This window comes from Pseudomonas sp. RIT-To-2, from assembly GCF_029623465.1.
Taxonomy (GTDB): domain Bacteria; phylum Pseudomonadota; class Gammaproteobacteria; order Pseudomonadales; family Pseudomonadaceae; genus Aquipseudomonas; species Aquipseudomonas silvicola.
The window spans coordinates 69,656-89,133 of the sequence record NZ_JAPYKM010000029.1; the positions used below are offsets into that span (position 1 = coordinate 69,656).

A 19,478-nucleotide genomic window follows, 5' to 3' on the forward strand; every position below is an offset into this window, starting at 1 on the left:
TTAAAACCTCATCAACTTCTTCAGGCGCATATCACTGCGGGTTGGCACGGGTGCTGGTGAGCAACGATTTCAAGCTGGCAGCCTTGGGCTTGACCAACCAGAAACGGCGCAGGTAGTCGTCCAGGTTTTCCCAGACATTACGGCCCCACTCGCTGTCGGTTTCTGCCACGTATTCGGCCAGCACGCGTTCGATGTGGCTACGGTAGGCCTCCATCGCTTCGCCGCTGATGCGCTGGATTTCCACCAGTTCGTGGTTGACGCGGTCAACGAAGGTGTTGTCCAGGTCCAGCACGTAGGCGAAACCACCGGTCATGCCGGAGCCGAAGTTGTAGCCGGTCTTGCCCAACACGCAGACGAAACCACCGGTCATGTATTCGCAGCAGTGATCGCCAGTGCCTTCCACCACGGTGTGGGCACCGGAGTTGCGCACGGCGAAACGCTCGCCCGCGGTGCCCGCGGCGAACAACTTGCCGCCGGTGGCGCCGTACAGGCAGGTGTTGCCGATGATGGCGCTTTCCTGAGTCTTGAACGGGCTCCCTTTTGGCGGAACGATGACCAGCTTGCCGCCGGTCATGCCCTTGCCCACGTAGTCGTTGGCATCGCCTTCCAGGTACATGTTCAGGCCACCGGCGTTCCATACGCCGAAGCTCTGGCCAGCGGTACCGTTGAAGCGGAAGGTCACCGGCTCGTTGGCCATGCCCTGGTTGCCGTGGGCACGGGCGATTTCGCCGGAGATGCGCGCGCCGATGGAACGGTCGCAGTTGCAGATATCCAGGCTGTAGTCACCGCCGGTCTTGCCGACGATGGCAGCCTTGGCCAGGTCGACCATCTGTTCGGCCAGCAAGCCCTGGTCGAATGGCGGGTTGCGGTCCACTTCGCAGAACTGCGGCTTGTCGGCCGGAATGTGCGAACTGCCCAGCAACGGCGTCAGGTCCAGGTGGTTCTGCTTGGCGGTCTGGCCTTCCAGCACTTCGAGCAGGTCGGTACGGCCGATCAGCTCGCCCAGCGAGCGCACGCCCAGCTTGGCCAGCCACTCGCGGGTCTCTTCTGCCACATAGGTGAAGAAGTTGATGACCATGTCGACGGTGCCGATGTAGTGGTCCTTGCGCAGCTTGTCATTCTGGGTAGCCACGCCGGTGGCGCAGTTGTTCAGGTGGCAGATGCGCAGGTATTTGCAGCCCAGGGCGATCATCGGCGCGGTGCCGAAGCCGAAGCTCTCGGCGCCGAGGATGGCTGCCTTGATCACGTCGAGGCCGGTTTTCAGGCCGCCGTCGGTCTGTACCCGCACCTTGCCGCGCAGGTCGTTGCCACGCAGGGTCTGGTGGGTCTCGGCCAGGCCCAGTTCCCACGGTGCCCCCGCGTACTTGATGGAGGTCAGCGGCGATGCGCCGGTACCGCCGTCATAGCCGGAGATGGTGATCAGGTCGGCATAGGCCTTGGCCACGCCAGCGGCGATGGTGCCCACGCCCGCCTCGGCCACCAGTTTCACCGAAACCAGCGCCTGCGGGTTGACCTGTTTCAGGTCGAAAATCAGCTGCGACAAGTCTTCGATCGAGTAGATGTCGTGGTGCGGCGGTGGCGAGATCAGGGTCACGCCTGGAACCGCATAGCGCAGCTTGGCGATCAGGCCGTTGACCTTGCCGCCTGGCAACTGGCCGCCCTCGCCCGGCTTGGCGCCCTGGGCTACCTTGATCTGCAGCACTTCAGCGTTGACCAGGTACTCAGGGGTCACGCCGAAACGGCCGGTGGCAACCTGCTTGATCTTGGAGCTCTTGATGGTGCCGTAGCGGGCAGGATCTTCGCCGCCCTCACCGGAGTTGGAGCGTGCGCCCAGGCGGTTCATGGCCTCGGCCAGGGCCTCGTGGGCCTCCGGTGACAGCGCGCCCAGGGAGATACCCGCCGAGTCGAAGCGCTTCAGGATGGCTTCCAGCGGCTCGATCTCGTCGATGGCCAGCGGGGTGTCCAGCTCCTTGACCTTGAACAGGTCACGGATCATCGACACCGGGCGGTTGTCCACCAGCGCGGTGTATTCCTTGAATTTCTCGTAGTCGCCCTGCTGCACGGCGGCTTGCAGGGTGTTGACCACGTCCGGGTTGTAGGCGTGGTATTCGCCACCGTGCACGAACTTCAGCAGGCCGCCTTGCTGGATCGGCTTGCGCGCGCTCCAGGCTTCGGTGGCCAAGGCTTTCTGTTCGGCTTCGATGTCGACGAAACGCGCGCCCTTGATGCGGCTTGGCACGCCACGGAAGCTCAGGTTGCAGACTTCCTCGGACAGGCCGATGGCCTCGAACAGCTGTGCACCGCGGTACGACGCGACCGTGGAGATGCCCATCTTCGACAGGATCTTGAGCAGGCCCTTGGTGATGCCCTTCCGGTAGTTCTTGAACACCTCGTAGAGGTCGCCCAGCACTTCACCGGTACGGATCAGGTCGCCCAGCACTTCGTAAGCCAGGAACGGGTAGACCGCCGAGGCACCGAAGCCGATCAGCACCGCAAAGTGATGCGGGTCGCGGGCGGTGGCGGTTTCAACCAGGATGTTGCTGTCGCAGCGCAGGCCTTTCTCGGTCAGGCGGTGGTGCACCGCGCCGGTGGCCAGCGAAGCGTGAACCGGCAACTTGCCGGGGGCAATGTGGCGGTCGCTCAGCACGATCTGGGTGTGACCGGCGCGCACGGCTTCTTCGGCCTGGTCGGCAATGTTGCGCACGGCTGCTTCCAGCCCCACGCTCTCGTCGTAGTTCAGGTCGATGATCTGGCGGGAGAAGCCCGGCAGGTCGAGGTTCATCAGCGAGCGCCACTTGGCCGGGGAAATGACCGGCGAACTGAGGATCACGCGCGAAGCGTGCTCAGGCGACTCCTGGAAGATGTTGCGCTCGGCGCCCAGGCAGATCTCCAGGGACATCACGATGGCTTCGCGCAACGGGTCGATCGGCGGGTTGGTGACCTGCGCGAACTGCTGGCGGAAGTAGTCGTACGGGGTGCGCACGCGCTGGCTCAGCACGGCCATCGGCGTGTCGTCACCCATGGAACCCACGGCCTCGTAACCCTGCTCGCCCAGCGGGCGCAGCACCTGGTCACGCTCTTCGAAGGTGACCTGGTACATCTTCATGTACTGCTTGAGCTGGTCCGGGCTGTAGAAGGACGAGCCGTGGTCGTTGTCTTCCATGGTGGCCTGAATGCGCAGGGCACTCTTGCGCAGCCACTGTTTGTACGGGTGGCGCGACTTCAGGCGGTTGTCGATGGCGTCAGTGTCGAGGATCTGGCCGGTCTCGGTGTCCACGGCGAAGATCTGGCCCGGGCCCACGCGGCCCTTGGCGATGACGTCCTCGGGCTTGTAGTCCCACACGCCGATTTCCGACGCCAGGGTAATGTAGCCGTTCTTGGTAGTGACCCAGCGTGCCGGGCGCAGGCCGTTGCGGTCCAGCAGGCAGACGGCGTGGCGACCTTCGGTCATCACGATGCCGGCCGGGCCGTCCCACGGCTCCATGTGCATGGAGTTGTACTCATAGAACGCCCGCAGGTCGGGGTCCATGGTCTCGACGTTCTGCCAGGCTGGCGGGATCAGCATGCGCACGCCACGGAACAGGTCGATACCGCCGGTGACCATCAGTTCCAGCATGTTGTCCATGCTCGATGAGTCGGAGCCCACGCGGTTGACCAGCGGGCCGAGCTCTTCCAGGTCCGGGATCAGGTCGTTGGCAAACTTGGTGCGACGGGCCTGTGCCCAGTTGCGGTTGCCGGTGATGGTGTTGATCTCGCCGTTGTGGGCGAGGAACCGGAAAGGCTGCGCCAGCGGCCACTTCGGCAGGGTGTTGGTGGAGAAACGCTGGTGGAAGACCGCGATGGCGGTCTGCAGGCGTTCGTCGCTCAGGTCCGGGAAGAAGGCCGCGAGGTCACGCGGCATCATCAGGCCTTTATAGATGATGGTCTTGTGCGAAAAGCTGCAGATGTAGTGGTCGGTGTCGGCGGCGTTGGCCACCGACGAACGGCGACGGGCACTGAACAGCTTGATGGCGAATTCCTGATCGCTCAGGCCTTCACCACCAATGAACACCTGTTCGATCTTGGGCAGGCGCTCCAGGGCCAGGCGGCCGAGCACGCTGGTGTCGATCGGCACCTGGCGCCAGCCGATCAGCTTCAGGCCAGCGGCGAGAATCTCGCGGTTCATGTTTTCGCGGGCAGCTTCGGCGCGGGCGTCGTCCTGGTTCAGGAACACCATGCCCACGGCGTACTGCTTGGGCAGCTCGACGCCGAAGGTTTCCTGGGCCATGGCGCGCAGGAACTGGTCGGGCTTCTGCATCAGCAGGCCGCAACCGTCGCCGGTCTTGCCGTCCGCGTTGATCCCACCGCGGTGGGTCATGCAGGTCAGCGCTTCGATGGCTGTTTGCAACAGGTGGTGACTGGGCTCGCCGGTCATATGGGCAATCAGCCCAAAACCACAGTTGTCCTTGAATTCATCGGGTTGGTACAGACCTGTTTTCATAGACACTTTCTCACCAGGCTGCCTCCTGTGGAGGCAAATTCTTTTCAATTCAACCGCTTACCAACCGCGCCGAACGTACGCCAGCTTTGCAGGGGCAAAAGGGAGGTCATTGTACACAGCGACAGGGTCGCCCACAAATTTGAGCGGCGATACCGCGCAAAATCATGTCGCAATTCTATAAGTTTTAAGCAATGGGTTGTGATAGCAACGTTGCTTGAGTCTGAAGCTTATCAGCCTGGACTGCAATGGGGGTAACCAGGGGCAGTCTGGGACGCAAAAGCCTGCCGCGTGGTGCGCAGCAAGCTTCGTGGTCGTATCAGGAGACGCTCAGCGGGGTGGCGGGGATGGTGCCACCGGGCCAGGCCGTGTCCGCAGTAGGGTCACGGCCTGGAGGCATTCAGCGCGTCGATGCCAGGTCTTGTTGGACGCTGGCGACACTTCTGGGCCAAGGTTTACCAGCCTGGACCTTCGCTGGCAAGTTCTTGATGGCGGCAACTGCTGCATCGCGGCTCGGGAAGCTGCCGTAAGTGATCACGTACAGCGGCTTGCCTTGCAGGGTTTTCTTGAAATAACGGTACTCGCCACCCTGCTCTTTCACGTAGGTCTGGGCAGTGGCTTCGTTACTGGTGCCCAGAATCTGCACTACGTAGTTGCCAGCCGCCTGCCCCTTGTACCAACCCGCGCCAGCGCCGCCGGCAGCCGGCTTGGCAGCCGCCACGGGCTCGGGTTTCTTCTCGGCAGGCTTGTGCTCCGGCTTGGCCGTGGCGACCTGTACCGGGGCCTTGTGGGCCGGGGCAGGTGCGGGCGCAGGGGCCGGCGTGGGGCGCGCGGCGGCCACGGGTGCAGGGGTCGGAACCGGCACAGGGGTAGCGGCCGGGCCGGCCGGCACGCCCGGCGGCGGCGCGGACGTGGTCACGGTAGGCGGCGGTGTGGAGCCATTGGCGATCGGGGTGCCTTCGTCACCGTCACCGGAGCCTGCGGCTTCGGCCAACGGGCCACGCATCACCGGTTGTGACTGGCCGACCAGCGGCAGCGGCATGGGTTTGGAGTTGCCGGCGAATTCGATGGCGGCGTTGCCATCCTGGTTGGCCTGGGCGTTGCTTGGCGTGCCCTGGCCCAGCGGCAGCTGCGCCTGCTCGGTGGCCGGCGCGGTGGGGGCGTTGGCCGCCTTGTGGCCAGGCAGCAAGGCCGCTGCTGCCACGGCAACCACGACAACCCCGGTCAGTGCCAGTACGTGTTTTTTCGGCATTTTGAACCCCATAGATGGACGCTTCACCGCAGAGCGGCTGGCGATCATGGCCTCGATCATGGCATCACGGGCGACCTGGTTGATCGCACCTGGCCAGCCTTCCGAATTTTCGTGAATGTCGGAAATCTGATCATTGGTAAAGAGTTGGATTCCCTGCCCGGCCCCTTCCAGTCGCTGGGCCAGGTACTCGCGGGTTTCCTCGACACTGTACGGTTGCAGCTCGATAACGTGGAACAGCTCCTGCTCGGCGCTCAGGCGTTCCAGCCCGTCGAGTACCGAAACCTCGCCGAACAGGAACACGTGCGGGCGGCCTTCCGGGGTACCGGCTGCCAACGTCAGCAGGGCTTCGAGTGCGGATTCGTCGAGTTGTTCCGCATCGTCCACCAGCAGGTAGACTTCCTGGCCGGTCAGCGCCAGTTGCACCACCTGGGCCAGGATGTGCTGGGTGTCGGCCTTGGCCACATTCAGGGACTGGGCCACCTGGGTCAGCACAGCGGCCGCGTCGCCGGCGCCACGGGCCGAGACCACCACGCTTTGCACCGACTGCTTGTTGGTGCTGGCCACCAGCGCTTGGCGCAGCAGAGTCTTGCCGCTGCCCTCGGGGCCGGTCACCACCAGCAGCAACTGGCTATAGCGCGCCAGGTGGTGCAATTGCCCCAGCACCGGCTTGCGCTGGGCCGGGAAAAACTTGAAGCCCGGCACCCGGGCCGCGAAGGGGTCATGGTCCAGTTGGTAGTGGCCCAGAAAGGCCTCATCGGCATGCAGTGTCATGGAACTCTCTTACCTCAAAGCGAAGCCGCGATGGCGCGGTAATCCGCTGCCAGCGTGGCTTGAAGAACTTCAGTCGGATAATCGTCGGTCACCACGGCTTCACCGAGGTGGCGCAACAACACCAGGCGCATGCGGCCATCGATCACTTTCTTGTCGACGGCCATATGCTGGAGAAACTGTTCGGCGGTCATGTCCGCCGGCGGCACCACCGGCAGGCCGGCGCGCTGCATCAGGCGAATACCGCGGTCACGGGCCTGCTGGCTGATCCAGCCCAGGCGCATGGACATTTCCAGGGCCATCACCGTGCCCGCCGCCACGGCTTCGCCGTGCAGCCATACGCCGTAGCCCATCTGGGTTTCGATGGCGTGGCCGAAGGTGTGGCCCAGGTTGAGGGTGGCGCGCACGCCGGTCTCGCGCTCATCGGCATTCACCACTTCGGCCTTGGCCTCGCAGGAACGCTTGATGGCGTAGGTCAGCGCCGTCTGGTCGACGGCACGCAGGGCGTCCACGTTATCTTCCAGCCAGCCCAGGAACGGCTCGTCGCAGATCAGGCCGTACTTGATCACCTCGGCCAGGCCGGCCGACAGTTCGCGCGGCGGCAGGCTCTTGAGGCTGGCGGTATCGATGACCACGGCGTTGGGCTGGTAGAAGGCACCCACCATGTTCTTGCCGAGCGGGTGGTTGATGCCGGTCTTGCCGCCCACCGAAGAATCGACCTGGGACAGCAGGGTGGTGGGCACCTGAATGAAGTCGACGCCGCGCTGGTAGCAGGCTGCGGCGAAACCGGCCATGTCGCCGACCACGCCGCCACCCAGGGCGATGATGGTGGTGCGGCGGTCGTGCCGGGCAGTGAGCAGCGCGTCGAAGATCAGCTGCAGGGTTTCCCAGTTCTTGTAGGCCTCGCCGTCGGGCAAGGCCACGGACATCACCGAGTAGGCGCCCAGGGCGCGGCTCAGGTGTTCGAGATACAGGGGGCCGACGGTCTCATTGGTGACGATGGCCACCTGGCGGCCGGCAATGTGCGGCGCCAGCAGTTCAGGCTGGCCCAGAAGGCCTTCGCCAATGTAGATCGGGTAGCTACGCTCGCCCAGTTCGACCTTAAGTGTCTGCATGTTTCCCCACAGTGATGCCGGGCGCGACGCCCTGTCTCAGGTTTTATTGTCTGTCGACATGCCCCCCGACTGGCAAGCCGGGAGGATGCCGAGAATAGCGCATTTGGGCCGGCGCTCCATGACGATTCGTTTCAGCGCGGCGGCAACTGCGCCAGGCGCTCCAGAATGTCCAGTACCACCATGCGTGGTGGCCGCTCGTCGGTCTCCACCACCAGGTCGGCGATCTCGCGGTAGAGCGGGTCGCGCACCGCGAACAGCGCGCGCAAGGTGCCCGCCGGGTCCGCGGTTTGCAGCAACGGCCGGTTTCGATCCCGGGCGGTACGGCCAACTTGCTGCGCCACCGACGCATGCAGGTACACCACGCGGCCGCCGGCACGCATGGTCAGGCGGTTCTCGCCGCGCATCACGGCGCCACCGCCCGTGGCCAGCACCAACCCATCGTAGCCGGAAAGCTCGGCCAGCATGGCCTGCTCACGGTCACGAAAACCGGCTTCGCCTTCCTGGTCGAAGATCCATGGAATGTTCGCACCGGTGCGCAGTTCAATTTCCTTGTCGGAATCCTTGAACGGCAACCGGAGCTCTTTGGCCAGCAATCGACCAATGGTGCTCTTACCGGCACCCATTGGCCCAACAAGTATCAAATTTCGCACGGAATCAACGACTCACAGCAATCGCCTGGTTATTCATGATACGCGGAGTGAGGAACACCAGCAGCTCGGTTTTTTCCTCAGACACGGTATCCGATCGAAACAGGCGGCCAAGATACGGCACATCACCGAGAAATGGCACCTTCGCGGTGGTTTTTGTTTGGGTATTGGAGAAAACGCCACCAATTACCACTGTTTCGCCATCATTGACGAGGACCTTGGCCTTGACCTCGTTCTTCTTGATCGGCGGCACGCCATTGAGCTCGTTGGCATAGTCAGGTTCATCCTTGTTGACCTTCACGTCCATGATAATCCGGTTGTCCGGGGTGATCTGCGGCGTCACTTCCAGCGAGAGCGAGGCCTCCTTGAACGACACCGAGGTGGCGCCGCTGGAAGAGGATTCCTGGTAGGGTACTTCGGTACCCTTGATGATCCGCGCGGTTTCCTTGTCGGAGGTTACCACCTTGGGCTGCGACACCACCTCACCGTTGCCGCTGGCTTCCATGGCACTGAGTTGCAGGTCGAGCGTCAGGTTGTTGGACACGTAGCCCAGGCCGATGCCCGACGTGGCACTGCTGGCGCCCAGGTCGACGAAGGTATTGGTGGCGGTGGCCTGGGTACCGGCGACCGTCCAGCGGTTGTTGCCGGAACCATTGGTCGCACCGCTCCAGCTCACGCCCAGGCTCTTGTCGTAGTTGACGTTGGCCTCCACGATGCGCGCTTCGATCATCACCTGGCGTACCGGGATATCCAGTTGGGCAACGATGCGCCGAAGCTCGTCGAGGCGGTCCTGGGTCTGGTAGGCGATGATGTTGTTGGTGCGCTCATCCACTGTGATCGAGCCGCGCTCATCCGTCGTGGCCTTGGAGTTGGTGACCGACTGGAACAGCTTGGCGATGTCGGCCGCCTTGGCATAGTTGACCTGCAACAGCTCACGGCGCAGGGGCGCGAGCTCCTCGATCTGCTTCTGCGATTCCAGCTCCTGACGCTCCCGCGCGGCGATTTCGGCGGCGGGGGCCACCAGCAGCACGTTGCCGACCTTGCGCTTGTCCAGGTTCTTGGTCTTGAGCACCAGGTCCAGGGCCTGGTCCCACGGCACATTCTGCAGGCGCAGGGTGATGCCGCCCTGAACAGTGTCGCTGGCCACCAGGTTGAGGTTGGTGAAGTCAGCGATCAACTGCAGCACCGAACGCACGTCGATGTCCTGAAAGTTGAGTGACAGCTTCTGGCCGGTGTACACGAACCGGTCGGCGTTCTTGCGGGCGATGTCCTCGGCGGTCACCTCGCGCACGCTGACGGTCAGCTTGTTGTCGGTCTGGAACACCGAATAATCGAAGGTGCCGCCCGGCTCGATGGTGACGGTGGCGGTATCAGCCGAGGCAGTAGAGTTGACGAACTGTACCGGCGTGGCGAAATCCTTGACGTCCAGGCGCACCCGCAGCGGGTCGGGCAGTTGGGTCTTGGGGAAGGTCAGGACGATCTTGTTGCCCTGCTCCTGAATATCGGGGCTCAGGGTGGCGTCGCTGAGGTCGATGACCACATTGCCTTCACCCTGGGCGCCGCGCTGGAAGTCGACATTGCGAATGGCCCGGCCAGCCGGCTGGGCGAACCCCGGCCGCGAGGGCGCTGCGCTGGCAACGGCGGCGCGCGGGGGCACGCTGGCGCGAGCGGGGGCCGATGCATTGCTCTCCAGGCTGCCGGCACCCTGGCCGATCATCACGTACAGGTTGTTGCCTTCCACCCGGGTGCCATAGGGCGCCAGGTTGGTCAGGTTGATGATCAGCCGGGTACGGTCCTTGGCCTCGACCACCGTGACGCTGCGGGCATTGCCCACACCCAGGTCACGGGTCTTGGTGGACAGGCCATTGTTCACGCCTGGCAGGTCCAGGGCGATACGGGCGGGCTGGTCAGTGGTGTAGCCGCGCGGGGCAGGCACCGGGGTATCGAAAGTCAGCTTGAGCTCGACCCGGTCCCCCGGCAACGCCGCCACATCCAGCGTTTTCAGGGTGGCCGCCATCACGGCGGGCGAAAGCAGCGCCATCCATAGCGTGAGACCAAGGGCTGAAAGCATCCTATTCATTATCGAGTTCCACTATGCGTGCTTGACCAGGCCCGTTACGAGCGTTCTTTCAAAGTGATGGTGCGTGGCCGTTCCAGCCAGCCGCCTTCGCCATCGGGGACAATCTCGACGATATCGACCTGCGAATCGGTGATCGACACGATTCGCCCTTCGTTACGGCCCAGGTAGTCACCCACCTTCATTCGGTAAACTCCACCGGCGCCTTTCATCAGGGCGAACTTGCCGGTTTCGTTGGCCAGCGTGCCGACCATTTCAAACTGTTCGATGTTGAACCCTTCCAGGAACTGCTTGACCCGGGCCGGGTCGGGCTTGACCTGCCTGCCGCCGTTCTGGCGATGCGCCAGGTCGATCTTGACCGGCGGCTGGAACGGGCTGCGCAGGGCAGCGGCCTGATAAGTGAAGGGCTCGTAGGGGGCGAACTGCGGGATAGGCTCGATGGCGCCCCTGGGCCGCGCGTTGACCTCGTTCATGTAGGCCTTGAGGTCATCGAAGTCGCCATTGCCACATCCACCCAGCAGGGCGATGAACGCGATCAGCACAAGGCTGCACACTGCCCTCATTTGGCCGCCCCTTTGTCCTGAACCTGGCCTGGGGCCTTGGCCTTGTCGCTATCGTTGTAGCGGTAGGTCTTGGCCACTATGTTCATGCGCAGCAGCGTGGTGTTGCCTTCAACCACCGGCTTGACCTCGAAATCGTGCAAGGTGACGATCCGCGGCAAGCTGGAGACGCCGCTGACGAAGGTGCCCAGGTCATGATAATTGCCCGTCACAGTGATCTGGATCGGCAGCTCGATGTAAAACTGCTGGGTTACCTCGGGCAAAAGCTTGATTTCCTCGAACTCCAGGCCACTGCCCAGGCCGGTACGGGTGATGTCTTCCAGCAAGCCAGGCACTTCGGTATCACTGGGCAACTGGCGGAGCATGGCGCCGAAGGAAATCTCCATTTCCTTCATCTGCTGGGTGTAGGCCTCCAGATTCGCCGCCTGGAAGGCCTTGCTGGCGAACTGATCCTTGAGGGTCTGCTCCTGGTTCTGCGCCTGCTCGAGCTGGTCGCCCATGTCGCTGATGTGGAAGTTGTAACCCAGGGCCAGTATCAGAATCAGCAGCAGCACGCCGGCCAGGGTCTTGATCGCCGGCGGCCAGCCGCCCAGGTTGTTGATGTCCAGTTCGCTGAGGTTGAACTTTTTCAGGCCTTCCAGCCACTCGGAGAAATTCATTTGGCTTTCCCCTCGGCGCCCGGCACGGTCTGGCGCACCGACAACTGGAAGCTGTTGCTCTGCTGCGGCTGCTGGTCGGCCCCCTGCTTGGCCTTGACCTCGGTCAGGCTGGGCGCGCTCAGCCACGGCGAGGCTTCCATGTTGCGCATCAGGTCCGATACACGATTGTTGGATTCAGCCGCGCCGGACACGGCAATAGTCTTGTCGGTCATCTTCACATCGGTGAAATACACACCGTCCGGCAGCGTACGGGCCAGTTGATCGAACAGGTGGCCGATGATCGGCCGGTTGGCCTGCAGGTCCTGGATGATCTTCATCCGCTCCACCAGTTGCTTTCGGCGGGCCTTGAGCTCGGCGATCTGCTTGATGCGCTCGTCCAGCACCGCTATCTCCTTCTGGATATAGGCGTTGCGAGCGTTTTGCCGGTCGATGGCATGGCTGTAGTACTGGTCGGCGAGCAGAATGATGCCGATGCCGCCCACCATCACGCCGGCCAGGGCCAGCAGGAAGCGCTTCTTGCGCTCTTCACGCAGTTGTTCGCGCCACGGCAGCAGGTTGATGCGCGCCATCAGTCAAAACTCCTCAACGCCAGGCCGCAGGCAATCATCAGCGCTGGCGCATCACTGGCCAGGGCGCCAGCGTTGACCTTGCTGCTCAGGGCCATGTCGGCAAAGGGGTTGGCGACCATCGCCGGGGTGCCCAGGCGCTGCTGGATCAGTTGGTCCAGGCCCGAGATGGACGCAGTGCCCCCGGCCAGCAGGATGTAATCGACGTCATTGAACTGGCCGGCGGCGAAGAAGAACTGCAGCGAACGCGACACCTGCTGGACCACCGCATCCTTGAACGGCTGCAGCACTTCCATCACGTAGTCGTCGGGCAGGCCGCCCTGCTTCTTGGCCAGGCCCGCCTCTTCCATGGACAAGCCATAGCGGCGCTGGATTTCCTCGGTCAACTGGCGGCCACCGAACAGTTGCTCGCGGGTATAGATGATGCGGCCATTGTGCAACACGCTCAGGGTGGTCATGGTGGCGCCGATGTCCACCACCGCCACGGTCAGCGGCCCCTCGCCATCCACCAGGGCAGGCTCCAGCAGGCCGAAAGCCCGCTCCAGCGCGTAGGCCTCGACATCGACCACGCGCGCGGTGAGGCCAGCCAGGGCAAGGGCTGCCTCGCGCACTTCCACGTTTTCCTTGCGGCAAGCCGCCAGCAGCACGTCAACTCGCTCCGGGTTGCGCGCCGAATAGCCCTGCACTTCGAAGTCGATGGCGACCTCTTCCAGGGGGTAGGGAATGTATTGATCGGCCTCGACCTTGAGCTGGCTTTCCATTTCATCTTCGGAAAGCGCGGCGTCCATTTCGATGGTCTTGGTGATCACGGCCGAGCCGGCCACCGCCACGGCGGCGGTCTTGGCGCTGCTGCGCGCCTTGACCAGCACGCGTGCCAGGGCCTGGCCCACGCCTTCGAGTTCCGCAATGTTTTTTTCCACCACCGCGTTGGCCGGGAGGGGCTCAACCGCGTAGGCCTCGACCTTGTATCGGTTGCCGGAGCGACTGAGCTCCAGAAGCTTCACCGATGTAGAGCTGATGTCGATCCCCAGAAGCGAATTCGCTTTCTTGCCGAAGAGTCCAAGCACGCCCGATTCCCTATCATTATCCGTGACTTACGGACCACTTATAGTACGAAGCATTTAATAGCAGTCTTGACAGAAGCGCAAATAACGCTCTGTGTCGAAAAATGCTTATAATGCCCAGCACTTTTGCCCTTGCCGCCGTGCCTTGCGCGTAACCCATTCTTTTATCTGGAAATCCAAAAGCCTTGATACGCCTGCTGAAGTTTTTCTGGTGGTCCTTCGTCGCCGTTTTCTGTGGCCTGCTGCTTGGCCTGAGCGGTGCTTACCTGTACCTGAGCCCCAGCCTGCCGTCGGTTGACGCCCTCAAGAGCGTGCAGTTGCAGATCCCCCTGCGGGTCTACAGCAGCGACGACAAACTCATTGCCGAATTCGGTGAAATGCGCCGTTCGCCGATCAAGTTCGCCGAAATTCCGCCGCACTTCATTCAGGCACTGCTGTCGGCCGAAGACGACAATTTCGCCAACCACTATGGCGTGGATCCCAGCAGCCTGATGCGCGCCGCCGGTCAGTTGTTCTCCAGCGGGCATATTCAGACGGGCGGTAGCACCATCACCATGCAGGTGGCCAAGAACTACTTCCTGAGCAGTGAGCGTAGCTTCTCGCGCAAAGCCACGGAAATTCTTCTGGCCCTGCAGATCGAACGCCAGCTGACCAAGGACGAGATCCTGGAGCTGTACGTGAACAAGATCTACCTGGGCAACCGCGCCTACGGTATCGATGCCGCTTCGCAGGTGTATTACGGCAAATCCATTCGTGACATCAGCCTGGCGCAGATGGCCATGATCGCTGGCCTGCCCAAGGCGCCATCGCGCTTCAACCCGCTGGCCAATCCGGTACGCGCCAAGGAACGCCGCGACTGGATCCTGGGCCGCATGTACAAGCTGGGCAAGATCACCGAGGACGAGTACCAGACCGCCCTGGCCGAGCCGATCAACGCCAGCTACCACGTGCCCACCCCGGAGGTGAATGCACCGTGGATCGCCGAAATGGCCCGTGCCGAAATGGTTGGCCGCTACGGCAGCGACGCTTACACCGAAGGCTTCAGGGTCACCACCACAGTGCCAAGCAACCTTCAGGAGGACGCCAACAAGGCGGTGTCCGATGGCCTGATCGAATACGACCAGCGCCACGGCTACCGTGGCCCCGAGTCGCGCCTGCCGGGCAGGACCCGCGACGCCTGGGTGCAGGAACTGGCCAAGCAGCGCCCTCTGAACGGCCTTGAGCCGGTGATTGTCACCCAGGTCGACAAGGCTGGCCTGAGCGTGCTCAACCGCAACGGCGAGCAGCAGCATGTGGGCTGGGACAGCATGAAGTGGGCGCGCCCCTTCCTGAACACCAACAGCCAGGGCCGTGCCCCGTCGCAACCCTCGGACGTGGCCCAGGTCGGCGACCTGATCCGCGTGCAGCCACAAGCCGATGGCACGCTGAAATTCAGCCAGGTGCCAACCGTGCAAAGCGCGCTGGTGTCGCTTGACCCGCAGAACGGCGCCATCCGCGCGCTGGTGGGTGGCTTCTCGTTCGAGCAGAGCAACTACAACCGCGCGGTACAGGCCAAGCGTCAGCCGGGCTCCAGCTTCAAACCGTTCATCTACTGCGCGGCCCTGGACAACGGTTACACCCCTGCCAGCCTGGTCAACGACGCACCCATCGTGTTCGCCGACGGCAACCTGGACAACGTGTGGCGGCCGAAGAACGACACCAACACCTTCCTGGGCCCCATCCGCCTGCGTGAAGCGCTGTACAAGTCGCGCAACCTGGTTTCTATCCGGGTACTGCAGGCGCTGGGCGTGAACCCGACCATCGACTACATCACCCGCTTTGGCTTCAACAAGCAGGACCTGCCGCCCAACCTGTCCCTGGCCCTGGGCACCGCCACCCTGACCCCAATGGAAATCGCCACCGGCTGGAGCACATTCGCCAACGGCGGCTACAAGGTATCGCCCTACCTGATCCAGAAGATCGAGAGCCGCAACGGCGACACACTGTTCGTCGCCAACCCGCCAAGCGTGCCCGCCGAACCAGGCGCCACTGCGGGTGTCGCCGCCCCCGAGCATTCGCTGCTCACCGACAGCACCAGCCCGGCCCTCACCCAGGCGCCGGCGGTGGCCACCCGCGTGGTCGATGGCCGCACCACGTTCATCCTCAACAGCATGCTGCAGGATGTGATCAAGAAAGGCACCGGCCGCCGCGCCATGGCCTTGGGCCGCAGCGACCTGGCGGGCAAGACCGGTACCACCAACGACTCCAAGGACGCCTGGTTCTCCGGTTACAACGCCGACTACATGACCACCGTGTGGACCGGCTTCGACCAGCCTGAAACCCTGGGCCGTCGGGAGTTCGGTGGCACCGTGGCGCTGCCTATCTGGATGGACTACATGGGCGCCGCGCTGAAAGACAAGCCAGCGCACACCCAGGCAGAACCTGAAGGCATCGTCAGCCTGCGGGTGGACCCGGTCAGCGGCCGCGCGGCGACACCGAGCACGCCGAACGCGTACTTCGAGCTGTTCAAGAGCGAAGACACGCCCCCCTCCGTCAACGAACTGGGTAACGGCAGCGCCCCGGGCAGCCCGCTGCCAGCGGACGAGTCGGCGCCGATCGACCTTTTCTAAAGGCAGCAGCCATAAAAAAGCCCGACTCAACGAGTCGGGCTTTTTTGTTACGGGCTGCTATTTAGCCTTTGAAGACATCATCCACGCTCTGCAGCGGGTAGTTCTTCGGATACGGCAGGGTAGCCACGCCAGTCTCGATGGCAGCCTTGGCCACGGCATCGGAGATGACGGTGATCAGGCGGGCATCCATTGGCTTAGGAATAATGTACTCACGGCCGAATTCCAGCGAAATACCGCCGTAGGCGTCGCACACTTCCTGAGGCACCGGCAGCTTGGCCAGTTCGCGCAGGGCGTTGGCGGCAGCAATTTTCATTTCTTCGTTGATGCGCTTGGCACGTACGTCCAGGGCACCACGGAAGATGAACGGGAAGCCCAGTACGTTGTTGACCTGGTTCGGGTAGTCCGAACGGCCAGTGGCCATGATCACATCGTTACGGGTGGCGTGTGCCAGTTCCGGGGAGATTTCCGGGTCCGGGTTGGAGCAAGCGAACACGATCGGGTTGGCAGCCATGCGCTTGAGTTGCTCGGCGCTCAGCAGGTTCGGGCCCGACAGGCCGACGAACACGTCTGCGCCTTCGATGGCGTCGTCCAGGGTGCGCTTGTCGGTAGCGTGGGCGAATACGGCCTTGTACTGGTTCAGGTCGTCACGGCCAGCGTGGACCACACCGGTACGGTCGATCATGAAGATGTTCTCGATCTTGGCGCCCATGCTCACCAGCAATTTCATGCAGGAGATGGCGGCAGCACCGGCGCCCAGGCAGACGATCTTCGCCTCTTCCAGGGTCTTGCCGGCGATTTCCAGGGCGTTGATCATGCCCGCTGCGGTCACGATGGCGGTGCCATGCTGGTCATCGTGGAACACCGGGATGTCGCACTGCTCGATCAGCGCGCGCTCGATCTCGAAGCACTCTGGCGCCTTGATATCTTCCAGGTTGATGCCACCGAAGGTGATGGAGATGCGCTTGACGGTGTCGATGAAAGCCTGCGGGCTCTCGGAGTCGACTTCGATGTCGAATACGTCGATGCCAGCGAAACGCTTGAACAGAACGCCCTTGCCTTCCATGACCGGCTTGGAAGCCAGTGGGCCCAGGTTACCCAGGCCGAGGATGGCAGTACCATCGGAAATGACTGCAACCAGGTTGCCCTTGCCGGTGTACTTGTAGGCCAGTTCCGGGTCACGACCGATTTCACGAACCGGTTCGGCGACGCCAGGGCTGTAGGCCAGCGAAAGATCACGGGCAGTGGCGGTAGGTTTGGTGAGCTCGACACTCAGTTTCCCAGGACGTGGCTGGGCGTGGTACTCGAGAGCGGCAGTTTTCAAATCAGACATTTTGGCGTTCCGCTTGTGCTATGGACTTTTCGAAGCGCCGAGGATACTCGCCCTGCAAACCCCCGACAAGACTGGCCGGTCACCTGTGTCAAGCACCCTGACGTACGACTTTGCGCTTAGACGCAGAGCCTGCGCGGCCTGCAAGTGTTCACAATAAATAAAAAACTTGTGAACAATTTTATTCTTGAGCAAAAAAAAGGCGCCCCGAAGGACGCCTTTCTTTACCAGCTCGATCGTTAGATCAAACCTTGCGAGCGCCGAAACCGCCGAAACGCTTCTGGAAGCGGTCAACACGGCCGCCGGTGTCCAGAGTTTTCTGCTTACCGGTGTAGAACGGGTGGCACTCGGAGCAAACGTCCAGGCTCAGTGGCTTGCACAGAGTGGAACGGGTCTTGATGACGTTGCCGCAGCTGCAGGTGGCGTCAACGGCTTCGTACGCTGGATGAATTTCTGGTTTCATGGTCACTTCCTCAGGCTGCGTGCCGCCATCCAACACCATTGTTGAATACCGCACGTAATTAGGCCGCGTATCTTACCAGACCTTGTCAAACGTGCAAGTTATCGCTCGCACCGGCTGTCGTCTGGTAGGCTTCCCGACTATAACACCCGCCCGGCCCCACAGAGCTGTCCCCCATTCCCCTTCCAACCAGAGAGCCTCCTGCGTGCCCGACGTCATCCTGCGCCTCGCCCTGCCCTCGCCGCTGCGACGCCTGTTCGACTACCGGGCACCAGCCGGCATGCCGGCCAGCGCCTTCACGCCGGGCATGCGCCTGCGGGTGCCGTTTGGCCGCCGGGAAATGATCGGTATCCTGGTGGAGGTCGCCGACCAGAGCGAAGTACCCGCCGACAAGCTCAAGCCCGCCAGCGCCCTGCTGGACCCGGTAAGCCCGCTGCCGGCGCCGCTTTTCAAGCTGTGCCTGTGGACGGCTCAGTATTACCAGCACAGCCTGGGCGACACCCTGAGCTGGGCCTTGCCGGTACTGCTGCGCCAGGGCGAACTGGCCGAGGCCCGGCAGGAACGCTTCTGGCTGGCCGCGCCAGGCGCACGCCAGGACGACCCGCGCATCAAGAACGCCCCACGCCAGCGCGAAGCCCTGGCCACGCTGGCGCAACACCCCCACGGCGTGGCGCACCCTTTGCTGAGCAAGCTGGGGCTGAACAAGACCAGCCTCGACCTGTTGCTGGAAAAAGACCTGGTCCAGGTAGAGGTGCGCAAGCACGCACCCGTGCCGCGCCACGAGCACTGGCTGGCCCAGCCCGAGTTGCCGCTCAACAGCGAACAGCGCGCCGCCTTCGAAGCGGTGCGCGCCGGCTTCGACACGTTCCACGCCTTCCTGCTCGCCGGGGTTACCGGCAGCGGCAAGACCGAGGTCTACCTGCAACTGATTCGCGAAACCCTGGAGGCTGGCAAGCAGGCGCTGGTGCTGATCCCGGAGATCAACCTGGGCCCGCAGACCCTCGCCCGTTTCGAACAGCGCTTCAACGCGCGCATCGCCCTGCTGCACTCGGCCGTCAACGACCGTGAGCGGCTGGATGCCTGGCTGGCAGCCCGAGACGGCGAGGCGGATATCATCATCGGTACCCGTTCGGCGCTGTTCACCCCCATGAAAAACCCGGGGCTGATCATCATCGATGAGGAGCATGACGGCTCCTATAAACAGCAGGAAGGCCTGCGCTACCACGCCCGCGACCTGGCGTTGGTGCGCGCGCGACAGGAGAACATCCCTATCCTGCTGGGTTCGGCGACGCCATCGCTGGAAAGCCTGCACAACGCCTACACCGGCCGCTACGGCCTGCTGAAGATGGAACACCGCGCCGGCGGCGCCAAACCGCCGAAGTTCCTGCGCCTGGACGTCAAGAGCAGGCCTTTGGACAGCGGTATCAGCGGGCCCATGCAGCAAGCCATCGGCCAGACCCTGGCCAACGGCCAGCAGGTGCTGGTGTTTCTCAACCGTCGCGGTTTCGCCCCCACCCTGCTGTGCCACGATTGCGGCTGGCTGTCCGAATGCCCCCGCTGCGATGCCCGCACCACCGTGCACCAGCGCTCCGGGGAGTTGCGCTGCCACCACTGTGGCCACGTGGAGCGCGTGCCGCGCCAGTGCCCCAAGTGCAACACTGTGGACCTGCGCCCGGTAGGGGCCGGCACCGAACGAGCCGAAGAGCGCCTGAGCATTCTGTTTCCCGACTACCCCGTGCTGCGGGTCGACCGCGACAGCACATCGCGCAAAGATGCGATGAACCAGTTGTTCGCCACCATCCAGAAAGGCCAGCCGTGCATTCTGGTGGGCACCCAGATGCTCGCCAAAGGGCACCATTTTCCGCGGGTCACCCTGGTGTCGATCCTGGACGCGGAC

The 19,478-nt window shown here is 63.1% G+C and carries 12 protein-coding genes and 2 pseudogenes; 2 read left to right on the top strand and 12 right to left on the bottom strand.

All coding sequences use genetic code 11. The features are described 5' to 3' along the window. Positions 1 to 31: 31 nt before the first annotated feature. The 10 genes and pseudogenes from gltB to QBK88_RS22465 form a co-directional block, all read right to left on the bottom strand. Positions 32 to 4,480, bottom strand: coding sequence for a glutamate synthase large subunit (gltB, locus tag QBK88_RS22425; protein ID WP_277963757.1), 4,449 nt, complete (start codon positions 4,478 to 4,480; stop codon positions 32 to 34). Between the two features lie 397 nt (positions 4,481 to 4,877). After that, positions 4,878 to 6,500, bottom strand: a complete 1,623-nt coding sequence (locus QBK88_RS22430; RefSeq protein WP_277963758.1) for an AAA family ATPase — start codon at positions 6,498 to 6,500, stop codon at positions 4,878 to 4,880. Positions 6,501 to 6,514: 14 nt separating this feature from the next. Continuing rightward, a complete protein-coding gene (gene aroB, locus QBK88_RS22435) occupies positions 6,515 to 7,612 on the bottom strand; it encodes a 3-dehydroquinate synthase (RefSeq protein WP_277963759.1) in 1,098 nt (365 codons plus the stop codon). A gap of 131 nt (positions 7,613 to 7,743) precedes the next feature. Beyond that, positions 7,744 to 8,262: a shikimate kinase AroK gene (gene aroK, locus QBK88_RS22440; RefSeq protein ID WP_268146008.1), complete on the bottom strand. Its 519-nt coding sequence runs from the start codon at positions 8,260 to 8,262 to the stop codon at positions 7,744 to 7,746. Positions 8,263 to 8,266: 4 nt separating this feature from the next. After that, positions 8,267 to 9,853: pseudogene (locus QBK88_RS22445) on the bottom strand (type IV pilus secretin PilQ); the annotation flags it as partial. A 101-nt stretch (positions 9,854 to 9,954) separates the two neighbouring features. Then, positions 9,955 to 10,339: pseudogene (locus tag QBK88_RS30950) on the bottom strand (AMIN domain-containing protein); the annotation flags it as partial. 35 nt (positions 10,340 to 10,374) lie between these two features. Continuing rightward, positions 10,375 to 10,899 (bottom strand): pilus assembly protein PilP, encoded by a 525-nt coding sequence (locus tag QBK88_RS22450; RefSeq protein ID WP_268146010.1) that lies wholly within the window; start codon positions 10,897 to 10,899, stop codon positions 10,375 to 10,377. Then, on the bottom strand, positions 10,896 to 11,555 hold the full coding sequence (pilO, locus tag QBK88_RS22455; RefSeq protein ID WP_268146011.1) for a type 4a pilus biogenesis protein PilO: 660 nt from the start codon (positions 11,553 to 11,555) through the stop codon (positions 10,896 to 10,898). The genes QBK88_RS22450 and pilO overlap by 4 nt, the downstream gene beginning before the upstream one ends. Continuing rightward, a complete protein-coding gene (locus QBK88_RS22460) occupies positions 11,552 to 12,124 on the bottom strand; it encodes a PilN domain-containing protein (RefSeq protein ID WP_277963761.1) in 573 nt (190 codons plus the stop codon). The genes pilO and QBK88_RS22460 overlap by 4 nt, the downstream gene beginning before the upstream one ends. Beyond that, positions 12,124 to 13,188, bottom strand: coding sequence for a pilus assembly protein PilM (locus tag QBK88_RS22465; RefSeq protein WP_268146015.1), 1,065 nt, complete (start codon positions 13,186 to 13,188; stop codon positions 12,124 to 12,126). The genes QBK88_RS22460 and QBK88_RS22465 overlap by 1 nt, the downstream gene beginning before the upstream one ends. A gap of 185 nt (positions 13,189 to 13,373) precedes the next feature. On the opposite strand from QBK88_RS22465, the gene QBK88_RS22470 reads away from it, so the two are divergent. Further along, positions 13,374 to 15,794, top strand: a complete 2,421-nt coding sequence (locus tag QBK88_RS22470) for a penicillin-binding protein 1A (protein WP_445764981.1) — start codon at positions 13,374 to 13,376, stop codon at positions 15,792 to 15,794. 61 nt (positions 15,795 to 15,855) lie between these two features. On the opposite strand, the gene QBK88_RS22475 is transcribed toward QBK88_RS22470, so the two are convergent. Together QBK88_RS22475 and rpmE are read right to left on the bottom strand one after the other, a co-directional pair. Continuing rightward, positions 15,856 to 17,124 (bottom strand): malic enzyme-like NAD(P)-binding protein, encoded by a 1,269-nt coding sequence (locus QBK88_RS22475; RefSeq protein ID WP_268146017.1) that lies wholly within the window; start codon positions 17,122 to 17,124, stop codon positions 15,856 to 15,858. A 241-nt stretch (positions 17,125 to 17,365) separates the two neighbouring features. Next, entirely contained in the window at positions 17,366 to 17,584 is a 219-nt protein-coding gene (rpmE, locus tag QBK88_RS22480) for a 50S ribosomal protein L31 (protein ID WP_158154476.1), read from the bottom strand. A gap of 202 nt (positions 17,585 to 17,786) precedes the next feature. Between rpmE and QBK88_RS22485 the strand changes: the two genes are divergently transcribed. Next, on the top strand, positions 17,787 to 19,478 hold a 1,692-nt coding region (locus QBK88_RS22485; protein ID WP_277963763.1), incomplete at its 3' end, for a primosomal protein N'.